This is a genomic window from Xenorhabdus sp. PB30.3 (assembly GCF_963895965.1).
Lineage (GTDB): Bacteria > Pseudomonadota > Gammaproteobacteria > Enterobacterales > Enterobacteriaceae > Xenorhabdus > Xenorhabdus stockiae.
Genome location: NZ_CAWQMW010000140.1, coordinates 25,276 through 34,742, shown reverse-complemented (window position 1 = coordinate 34,742; position 9,467 = coordinate 25,276). Strand labels below are relative to the sequence as shown.

10 protein-coding genes are annotated in these 9,467 nt (G+C 40.1%); 7 read left to right on the top strand and 3 right to left on the bottom strand.

Features of this window, described 5'->3' with window-relative positions:
• The first annotated feature begins 1,115 nt into the window (after positions 1-1,115).
• Genes atoD through AACX38_RS13255 form a run of 3 tightly spaced genes read left to right on the top strand, consistent with a single transcriptional unit; the run spans position 1,116 to position 3,768 of the window.
• A complete protein-coding gene (gene atoD / locus AACX38_RS13265) occupies positions 1,116-1,766 on the top strand; it encodes an acetate CoA-transferase subunit alpha (RefSeq protein WP_228864553.1) in 651 nt (216 codons plus the stop codon).
• A 14-nt stretch (positions 1,767-1,780) separates the two neighbouring features.
• Positions 1,781-2,446 carry a 3-oxoacid CoA-transferase subunit B gene (locus tag AACX38_RS13260; RefSeq protein WP_228864552.1) on the top strand — a complete coding sequence of 222 codons (666 nt, stop codon included), beginning with the start codon at positions 1,781-1,783 and terminating at the stop codon, positions 2,444-2,446.
• A complete protein-coding gene (locus AACX38_RS13255; RefSeq protein ID WP_228864551.1) occupies positions 2,443-3,768 on the top strand; it encodes a TIGR00366 family protein in 1,326 nt (441 codons plus the stop codon). Before AACX38_RS13260 ends, AACX38_RS13255 begins: the two co-directional genes overlap by 4 nt.
• Positions 3,769-3,856: 88 nt before the next feature.
• Here the strand turns inward: AACX38_RS13255 and AACX38_RS13250 are convergent, their stop codons facing one another.
• Positions 3,857-4,561: a LexA family protein gene (locus tag AACX38_RS13250; RefSeq protein WP_228864550.1), complete on the bottom strand. Its 705-nt coding sequence runs from the start codon at positions 4,559-4,561 to the stop codon at positions 3,857-3,859.
• A gap of 98 nt (positions 4,562-4,659) precedes the next feature.
• Here AACX38_RS13250 and AACX38_RS13245 point away from each other — a divergent pair, with 98 nt between their 5' ends.
• The 3 genes from AACX38_RS13245 to dkgB all read left to right on the top strand — a co-directional run bounded on the left by AACX38_RS13245 (position 4,660) and on the right by dkgB (position 6,338).
• Positions 4,660-4,866: a Cro/CI family transcriptional regulator gene (locus AACX38_RS13245; protein ID WP_099123078.1), complete on the top strand. Its 207-nt coding sequence runs from the start codon at positions 4,660-4,662 to the stop codon at positions 4,864-4,866.
• 87 nt (positions 4,867-4,953) lie between these two features.
• Positions 4,954-5,394: a DUF2335 domain-containing protein gene (locus AACX38_RS13240; protein ID WP_228864549.1), complete on the top strand. Its 441-nt coding sequence runs from the start codon at positions 4,954-4,956 to the stop codon at positions 5,392-5,394.
• Between the two features lie 137 nt (positions 5,395-5,531).
• Positions 5,532-6,338 carry a 2,5-didehydrogluconate reductase DkgB gene (gene dkgB, locus AACX38_RS13235; protein WP_228864548.1) on the top strand — a complete coding sequence of 269 codons (807 nt, stop codon included), beginning with the start codon at positions 5,532-5,534 and terminating at the stop codon, positions 6,336-6,338.
• 170 nt (positions 6,339-6,508) lie between these two features.
• On the opposite strand, the gene AACX38_RS13230 is transcribed toward dkgB, so the two are convergent.
• Positions 6,509-7,432 carry an AEC family transporter gene (locus AACX38_RS13230; protein ID WP_228864547.1) on the bottom strand — a complete coding sequence of 308 codons (924 nt, stop codon included), beginning with the start codon at positions 7,430-7,432 and terminating at the stop codon, positions 6,509-6,511.
• 76 nt (positions 7,433-7,508) lie between these two features.
• Positions 7,509-8,549 (bottom strand): NAD(P)-dependent oxidoreductase, encoded by a 1,041-nt coding sequence (locus tag AACX38_RS13225; protein WP_228864546.1) that lies wholly within the window; start codon positions 8,547-8,549, stop codon positions 7,509-7,511.
• A gap of 328 nt (positions 8,550-8,877) precedes the next feature.
• Between AACX38_RS13225 and AACX38_RS13220 the strand changes: the two genes are divergently transcribed.
• On the top strand, positions 8,878-9,429 hold the full coding sequence (locus tag AACX38_RS13220; RefSeq protein ID WP_228864545.1) for an NADAR family protein: 552 nt from the start codon (positions 8,878-8,880) through the stop codon (positions 9,427-9,429).
• The last annotated feature ends 38 nt before the right edge of the window (positions 9,430-9,467 follow it).

The following is a 9,467-nucleotide window of genomic DNA, read 5'->3' as shown; positions in this document are numbered from 1 at the left end:
TACTTAATTTATATTACAGGTGTAATAGAAGGAGAGGTCTTCCAAAAGAAGGTGAGTATATATAACAAAGAACCCTCCCAGAAAACAAGGAGGGTGAAGGAATAATAAGAAGCAAATGAGGGTGTGTGAAAACATACTTTGATAGTAATATATGTCACATGAAGCTAGCATACAATAAACAGATAATAAATAGCTCTCTTTTTTTATAAATTTGAAGACAATACGTGTCATATCCTGTAATGATAATATTGATCTTTAGGTGGTTAATGCTTTGATTATTAATTGAATTTTATGGATGATTTTTCTCATGAAACGGTTATTGCGTTTTTCAGTTCTATTTTTAGTGCTGAAATAATCTCATCAACAGAAATTCCTTGCACTGGCGGTGAAATTTCTTTCTCGCAAAATTCACGCCAAATAAAAAAAGTTAGCTCAGCTCCATCAGTAAGGTGTGACTGTGATGGTTTCCCAAAATCACCTAATATCCGATAACGTTCATCACTCCAGAATAAGTTCAATACCCATTGTGATACAGGAATAAAATGAAAGTGAAATGGTGTATTGGGTGTATGACCATATCTTCCTATACATTTCGTCTTTCAAGTTGCTTCTTTGTTGGCTGCGCTCGCTCACCCCGGTCACATAGTTATCTATGCTCCCGGGGATTCACTCTCTTGCCGCCGCGATGCATCTTGAAATTCATTATGTATATATAGGGGTGCTTTGGAAAAATAATTTTTTTTAAGGATTTTTCAATATATCCCATAATAATTACCATTTCCTGTATGGCTTTTTTTGATAAATCACAAAGATTCATATGGTTATGAATGGATTGTAGTATTACATAGCCAGGAAGGGATGAATCAATCCTATGATTAACAATCCAATTATTTGTTTTTAGAATTATTTTTTCGTTTGGGATTTTCATGTCATAAATTTCTCAGTATTTAAATTTTATTACCACATAATAAGCTAATTTCTATCAATTTATATAGGTTCAATAAACTTTGTTGTCTTAATAATTCTATTATGGGTGGAAAAATTAAAATTTAATATTTTTTTATCCGCTTTATTATTTCATTGTTGAAGAGGATATTATTAATAAGGAAAGTAACATGAAAAATAAACAAATAACGATTGAGCAGGCAAAGGAATTCTTTTGTGATGGAATGACCGTTATGGTTGGCGGATTTATGGCAGTTGGCACTCCACCACATTTAGTTACAGCGTTATTTGATTCAGGGGTAAAAGATTTGACCCTTATTACCAATGATACCGCGCTCGTTAATATTGGTCTGGGGCCTTTGATTGTCAATGGGCGGGTAAAAAAAGTCATTGCTTCTCATATCGGAACTAATCCGGAAACAGGCCGCCGCATGATTTCCGGTGAAATGGAAGTGCAGCTGATACCACAAGGAACACTGGCTGAACGGATCCGTTGCGCTGGTGCGGGATTGGGTGGTTTTCTAACTCCAACAGGTGTGGGAACCATGGTGGAAGAAGGGAAAGAAAAGAAAATGATCAATGGCCGTGAATATCTTCTGGAGCTGCCATTATATGCTGATCTGGCTCTGATTCAGGCTCATAAAGCCGATACTTTCGGCAATCTGACTTATCATCTCAGCGCCCGTAATTTCAACCCGCTGATTGCTCTGGCCGCAGATACTACATTTGTTGAGCCGGATGAAATTGTTTCTGTTGGTTCTCTCGATCCGGATCATATTGTCACGCCGGGGGCCATTATTGATTATCTCATTGTTAAATAAAGAGGGAATTAACCATGGACGTCAAAGAATTTATCGCTCGCCGTGTAGCCCTTGAATTGAACGATGGAGATATCGTTAACCTTGGTATTGGTCTTCCGACTCAGGTGGCGAACTATTTGCCAGAGGGAGTGCATATCACCCTACAGTCTGAAAACGGTTTTCTCGGTTTGGGGCCTGTTACACAGGTCGATAAGGACTTGGTGAACGCTGGTGGGCAACCTTGTGGTGTCTTGCCGGGAGCTTCTATGTTTGACAGTGCTTTTTCTTTTGCATTGATCCGGGGTGGTCATATTGACGTCAGTGTATTGGGGGGCTTGCAGGTTGACCAGAATGCGAATTTGGCTAATTGGATGATACCGGGAAAAAGAATAACGGGTATGGGAGGGGCAATGGATTTGGTTACTGGTGCTCGTAAGGTGATTATTGCAATGGAACATTGTGCAAAAGATGGTTCAGCCAAAATTTTGCGTGAGTGTACTATACCGCTGACAGCAGTAAATGTGGTGAATACACTGATCACGGAACTTGCAGTATTCCGCTTCGAAAATAATCAGATGATACTGTCTGAGTATGCACCGGGTATAGGCATTGACACTATCAAGGCGAAAACTGAGGCTGAATTTATCATCTCTTCTGACGTGAAATCGATGTTTTCTGGCTTAACCGGAGATGGCCTATGATAGGTCGCATTTCTCGTATAATGACACGGATTGTTAGTCGCTACCTGCCTGACCCTCTCATCTTTGCCATGTTACTCACCATACTTACCTTTTTCATTGCGCTATCATTGACGCCCAGCACTCCTGTGGATCTGGCAAGCATGTGGGGGGATGGTTTCTGGAACTTACTTGCCTTCGGAATGCAGATGGCGCTGATTATAGTCACGGGACATGCACTGGCAAGTTCTGATCCGGTTAAGCGCCTCCTGAAGCTGACAGCTTCACTGGCAAAAAATCCTGCTCAGGGAGCGATGTTGGTGACTTTTTTTGGCTCCGTTGCCTGTGTGATTAATTGGGGATTTGGTCTGGTTGTTGGCGCGATGTTTGCCCGTGAAGTAGCACGTAGGATACCCGGCTCTGATTATCCGTTGCTGATTGCTTGTGCTTACATCGGCTTTCTGACATGGGGAGGAGGTTTTTCCGGCTCAATGCCGCTGTTGGCTGCAACTCCCGGTAATCCGGTTGAACATATTTCAGGCCTGATACCCATTAGCCAGACCTTATTTACCAGTTACAATATCTTTATCACTCTCAGCCTTATCATTCTGATGCCGTTTGTCACTCGTATGATGATGCCGAAGAAAGAGGATATTGTGATAATCGATCCAGTCCTGCTGGAAGAAGAGCCTGATTATCAGAAAAAATTGCCAGAAAATGCTCCGTTATCTGAACGTATGGAAGAAAGCCGTATTATTGCAGGGCTTATCGGAATACTGGGATTTACCTACCTCGGCATATATTTCTTCAGCAATGGTTTTAATATCACCATCAACACAGCCAATATGATTTTCCTGCTGACCGGTTTATTACTGCATAAAACCCCGATGGCGTATATGCGAGCGATAAGTGCAGCGGCGAAAAGCACAGCAGGTATTCTGGTGCAGTTTCCTTTTTATGCCGGTATTCAGTTAATGATGGAAGGTTCAGGGTTGGGCAGGCTTATCACTGAGTTTTTTATCAATGTTGCCAACAAAGACACATTCCCGATGATGACGTTTTTAAGTTCTGCACTGATTAACTTTGCTGTGCCGTCTGGTGGAGGTCACTGGGTTATTCAGGGGCCGTTTGTGATGTCTGCGGCTGAAGCTTTGGGGGCGGATTTAGGTAAATCGGTTATGGCTATAGCGTACGGTGAGCAATGGATGAACATGGCGCAACCATTCTGGGCATTACCGGCACTGGCTATTGCAGGCCTGGGTGTGCGTGACATTATGGGTTATTGTATCACCGCGCTATTTTTCTCCGGCCTGATATTTATTATGGGACTTACCTTGTTTTATTAAAGGATACACTTCGCGGTGGCCGGTCTTTGTCACTCCTTTGCCGCCGCGATACATCCTGAAATCCATTGTGTATAAATAAATTTTTGCTTTATGGTAATTTCGCCACTTTGGCTTCTACTACGACACCCAGAATATGAATATTCTCACTGAGAGGTATCATACTGTACTGAGGATTCAGTGGCTTAAGATATGTATCATATCCTTCCGTAATTAATTGTTTAAACGTTAATTTTTCTTCACCCTCAAGTTTTGCAATAACTAATTTATTAGCGAGGGGTTTTACTTTCGGATCTACTAAAATGATCATTCCCTGCGGGATACTGATTCCATTTGGTGAAGTCATAGAATCATTTTTTACTTCCAGCCAAAAAGCATGGTGCGAACACTCAACAGTGCTGTCGTACCGCTGTTTAATACTGTAGGGCAATATGGGTTCTTCGCACCAATTGCCGACATCTGCCCAGTCGAGTAACGGGTATTGTTTGCAGGTATCGGGTTTCTCAACCAGAGCAATATTTTTGCCATAAACGGCCGTTAAGAGTTTCTTTGCTTGTTTATCCAATGTAGGGCTGAAATCTGTGATTGTGACCTCTAATTTATTGGCAAAATAAGCGGCTATCTCCAAATTAAGCGCATTTGTACCATTAATATAATGCGAGATTGCTCCCTGACTCTTGCCAAGTTCATCCGCGAATTTTTCCTGAGAGATACCTAGCTGTTTCTTCTTTGACTCGTATATGTCTTTTAAGCGTTTGGCATCTGCAAGTTGTTCTGCTGTGAGTTTCTTTTTCATAAAACTCATTTTAATACCAATGCTATTAAAATAGTAAATACTAAAAGTATTGAAATATTTAATACTTTGGATATTATTCTGAAATACAGGAGGCATATATGGAAAAGATTTCATTATCAGAATATGTAAAACAAAATGGTCAGGCGAAAACAGCGAATTTAATTGGAGTACATCAAACCGCTATTAGTAAGGCATTACGGGCCGGGCGAAAAATATTTCTGATCCGCCAGGAGGATGGGAGTTATAAAGCTGAAGAATGTCGGCCATTTCCGAGTCAGAAACCACCTGAATCAGGAAAAGAATGAGTTTCAGCAGTATTAATTATTGGTTCTTGTTAATTAGTTAGTTGATTTTATTCTCATTGGTTTTGTGTATATTCTTTCGGAGAAAATATGGCTTATCACATTCGTTATTATCTCAGAGCAATGGGGAGTATTTTTGATATTATGCCCGCAAATGATTATCAGGAAATTTTGGATAATAAAAAGAATTTCGAAAATCAGGTATATTCGGCCCGCATCGGGCCTCTGCCTCCTCCCGATGTATTAAGGGATTACGAATCCATATTGTCCGGAAGCACTGAAAGAATATTATTATTCAGGGAGAAAGAGCAAAAATTTCAGTATGACAATAATAGGTTGGCGCTGGATGGCATGATAAAAAAAGAGAGGAGAGGGCAGTGGATGGGTTTTTCCATTGCGATGTTTATCTTAATTATTGCAACATTTTTTGCATTCAGAGGTGAAATAGTATTTGCAGGAACGCTAGTTACCATTGATCTGATTGGGCTGGCAGCCGTATTTGTGATAGGAAGAAAGTTAAGCAGTAAATGATCCGGCCAAAATTCGACGGTAATTCTAGTATTGTTGCAGTAAACGCAAAAGACTTCTGCATTTATTGCTCTTTTTCAGAGAAAACGATCTCATGATAATAAACCTCGGATTAAACATTAACGGTATGAGATTTTATTATGTCTGTTCCTGCATTTGGATTAGGTACTTTTCGTCTGAAAGATGACGTTGTCATAGCATCGGTAAAAAACGCTCTTGAGCTGGGGTATCGCGCGATTGATACTGCACAGATTTACGAAAATGAAGCAGCGGTAGGCCAAGCGATAGAAGAAAGTGGTATTGCCCGTGAAGACATTTATATTACGACAAAGATCTGGACAGAAAATCTGAGCAAAGAAAAAGTGATATCAAGCCTCAAAGAGAGTCTTGTGAAACTACGCACGAATTATGTGGATTTGGCACTCATTCATTGGCCGTCATCAAAGAACGTGGTGAGTGTTGCAGAAACAATGAATGCGTTGCTGGAAGCCAAAGAAATGGGATTAACACGTGAAATTGGCGTTTCAAATTTCACCATTGATTTGATGCAACAGGCAATTGAGGCGGTAGGCGCTGAACATATTGCCACGAACCAGATTGAGCTTTCTCCTTATCTGCAAAATCGTGATGTAACCGCTTGGGCACAAGAGCATGATATTCATATCACTTCTTATATGACCCTAGCTTATGGCAAAGCGATTCATGATGAAGTTATCGGGCGCATCGCTGAAAAACACCGGTCTACTCCTGCACAGGTCATTTTGTCTTGGGCAATGTCATTGGGGTATAGCGTGATCCCTTCTTCAACTAAGAAAGAGAATTTAGCGAGCAACTTAAAATCTACCGCGTTGAAACTTGATGCAGATGACATGGCCGCTATTGCTGCTCTTGAACGTAACGAACGTATCGTTAACCCGGAAGGTCTTGCTCCTCAGTGGGATAACTAATCACTCCCGTCTGTTCATTTCCTGAGTCATCCCTCAGCAATGCTGAGGGAAAATATGTTCAAATATTACACTATCAACGAATCTGCGCTTTTTAGCTGGTAGAACGATTTGAAAAACATTTCGTTAAAATATCCAATACTTTATTGGGATCAATGACCTGTAAAGTTGAGTTACAACATTTCGACGATGGTAATGCCACCGATAATAGAGATAAGGGCAGCAAGAGTACTGAGTAACACAGTTTCTGCGGAGGTATCTGTGTAGGCTTTATTAGTGATTGCCAGAGCAGGGACTGCCGTTGCGGTTGGCAAAAACCCGATAATAAATGCTGATTTCAGCATATCGCTTTGAAGACCTAATGCGATACCTGTACCAAGGACTAAAGCTGCTTGTACAAAGTTTTTCACAAAGACGTTAAAAACGATTTCAACACTGATTTTTAATTTAATGCCTGAGAGTAATAAGCCAAGGAAGAACAAGGCAACACCACCCGCCGTTTTACCTAATTCATCGACGGAGTTTTGCAAAATTTCCGGTAGCTTGACGCCAAAAATTGCCAGCAGTGCTCCCAGAATGGGTAAGCACACTAATGGTTGAGCAATGGCTTTTCCAACCGATTTTAAAACACTACTATTTTGTTGCCTGTCACTTATCATCAGTAAAGTGAAAGGAATAATAATAATCGTATAGATTAAATTCCCAAGTATCATGGCAATCAGCCCGGATGAACCAACGGTTGCCAATAATACCGGTGGCCCACAGTAAGCCATGTCCGGGAAAGAAACGGATAATGCCTGCATGGCTGCATCTTTTTTATCATGGCGGAAGAGAATCTTACCTGCAAAAAAACCGATAATATAAGATGCAATCAACCCGACAGCTAACGTTAATAAGTAGTTAATATTCAGTAGTACTGATGGTGATGCTTTTGCGGCTGCGAGAAATAAAGCAAAAGGTAAGGCAATCTTAACAACAAAGTCGGCAAATGCTTGTGAATATTCACGTTTTATCAATCCATATTTACCGGACAGCCAACCTACTGCTAAACCTAAAACAATAGGCCCGAGTGCAGCCATTATGATTTGTAATAGCATAAAGCCCCTTAAAAGATGAAATAACAATACACGTTAATCAGAATAGCAGGCTTATGAGGTATCTGAGATCCTTATACTACTTCAATCCCAGATAGGACAGAATGGCCTGTTGAACCTTTAGTGCTGAGTTTAATATGGCTGAGGAAGTTGAACCCGCGATATGAGGTGTCAGCAGGGCCTCATCAAAATCTTTCATTGGTGTAGAAAAGCTCTCTCCTTCATTTTCGAAAGTATCCAGAGCAACACCGGAGATCCAACCTGGATTTTGTTGCATGAATGACGCGAGAGCCTTTTCATCGATCAAACCACCACGCGCCATATTAAGCAAGTAGGCTCCTTTTCGAAAATGAGGAAGGATGGCTCTATTAATCAGATGATGCGTCTCAGTATTTAGCGGAAGATGTAAAGAAATTATATCGTTATCAATAAGTAAAGATTTAATATTGTAGGCTCGACGAACACCCAGAGCTTCTGCTTTTTTATCAGTGAATCGATGGCTGCCTAGGATTGTCACTTGAGGAGCAAAAGGTTTTAACAGATGTAATAGGGCTTGAGAAATTGCGCCACTGCCAACCAACCCTATTTTGACATCACTCAATGAGTTTGAAGATGGTCGCATAGTTTTCGTCCAAATACCTTCGCGCATTTGTCGTTGATGCCAGTCTGTTTGATGTAATAGAGCTAACATTTGTAATAAGGTGAATTCAGCAACAGCAGTTGCATTTGAAGCAGGAGTGTTAATCACCTCTATTTTAAGTGATTCTGCAGTCTGAATATCGATGTGATTTAGCCCAACTCCCGCTTGGCCAATCACCTGTAATGGGGTAATAAGTTCTTTTTCAACTAAGCTGCACAATAAATTCCTTCTGAGAGGAATATTTTTTCTCAATTTTATAGCATGAAATCCACCAAAACGTTTAGCTACCGAAAGTATTTGTTGTGCGTTTTGCGTATTAATATTAACTCGTTCAAAGCGATAGTTGTGATTCTGACTATTTATCTGAATATCGTCAGGAATGTTAATAACTAATTCAATATCAGGAGAGAGATAGCCATTTATTTCCTTTTCGAATAGCGTTCCTGGAAGCGTATCTAACAAGAAAATTTTCTTTTTCATACATTACATCCTGTCAGGCCAAGGGCAGTATTTCTCCACCGAATTTGTTTAACAGCTCGCAGGTTACTTTCATCAGAGATTCGTTTGATGTTGGTTTGTCGAAAAATATGGGACAATCATTAAGATCGATTCTAACTGCACTAATTTTAGGATCCCTAATTGCCGATTTTAACCAATAGTATTGAAGTGTTTATAAATCTGGCGTATCGGAATGTGAAATTTACTTTCAACGTATTTAGATTTTGTGTGACCTGATTATAAAATGATTTTGTTACTTCAGTGGGTTGTGCTGAAGTGACATGGCTAATATTCACTACAGAGAAATAATATGGATATTAAAACGTTATGTAAGTTTTATCAGTCAAAAGAGGATATTAAATATCTCTTTTTCTGGGGGCATAAAAAGCATCATACTGAACTCATCACTAAATCATGTTTAAGCCAGTGGTATCCTGCGCAATTTGTCGTAGATGGCGTCAGTTATATTAGTGCAGAACATTATATGATGGCTGAGAAAGCACGGTTATTTAATGATTTTGCTACAATGGAAAAGATTATTAATGCAAAAAATCCGGGAGCCGCGAAATCTTATGGTCGGGAAGTGAGAGGCTTTAACCAATCAATTTGGAACGAGTACCGGTCAAAGATTGTTATTGATGGAAATATAGCTAAATTTTCTCAAAATCCGGCAATGAAGGCATTTTTATTACGGACGGGAGATAAGGTATTAGTAGAAGCCAGCCCTGTAGATAGGATTTGGGGTGTAGGAATGGCAGAAGATAATCCTGATATTTATAATCCCTTAGCATGGAATGGTCTGAACTTACTAGGTTTTGCTTTAATGGCTGTGCGCGAAAAATTAAAAATCGAGGGTGAGTGAATACAGAATATGACCGACACTCTTGTTCATTAGGATAT

Bases quoted from the DNA above. Each gene is read 5' to 3' on its own strand.
- AACX38_RS13260 (WP_228864552.1), top strand. From the start codon at position 1,781: ATGGACGTCAAAGAATTTATCGCTCGCCGTGTAGCCCTTGAATTGAAC.
- AACX38_RS13220 (WP_228864545.1), top strand. From the start codon at position 8,878: ATGGATATTAAAACGTTATGTAAGTTTTATCAGTCAAAAGAGGATATT.
- AACX38_RS13230 (WP_228864547.1), bottom strand. From the start codon at position 7,432: ATGCTATTACAAATCATAATGGCTGCACTCGGGCCTATTGTTTTAGGT.
- AACX38_RS13255 (WP_228864551.1), top strand. From the start codon at position 2,443: ATGATAGGTCGCATTTCTCGTATAATGACACGGATTGTTAGTCGCTAC.
- AACX38_RS13240 (WP_228864549.1), top strand. From the start codon at position 4,954: ATGGCTTATCACATTCGTTATTATCTCAGAGCAATGGGGAGTATTTTT.
- AACX38_RS13250 (WP_228864550.1), bottom strand. From the start codon at position 4,561: ATGAAAAAGAAACTCACAGCAGAACAACTTGCAGATGCCAAACGCTTA.
- atoD (WP_228864553.1), top strand. From the start codon at position 1,116: ATGAAAAATAAACAAATAACGATTGAGCAGGCAAAGGAATTCTTTTGT.
- AACX38_RS13245 (WP_099123078.1), top strand. From the start codon at position 4,660: ATGGAAAAGATTTCATTATCAGAATATGTAAAACAAAATGGTCAGGCG.
- dkgB (WP_228864548.1), top strand. From the start codon at position 5,532: ATGTCTGTTCCTGCATTTGGATTAGGTACTTTTCGTCTGAAAGATGAC.
- AACX38_RS13225 (WP_228864546.1), bottom strand. From the start codon at position 8,549: ATGAAAAAGAAAATTTTCTTGTTAGATACGCTTCCAGGAACGCTATTC.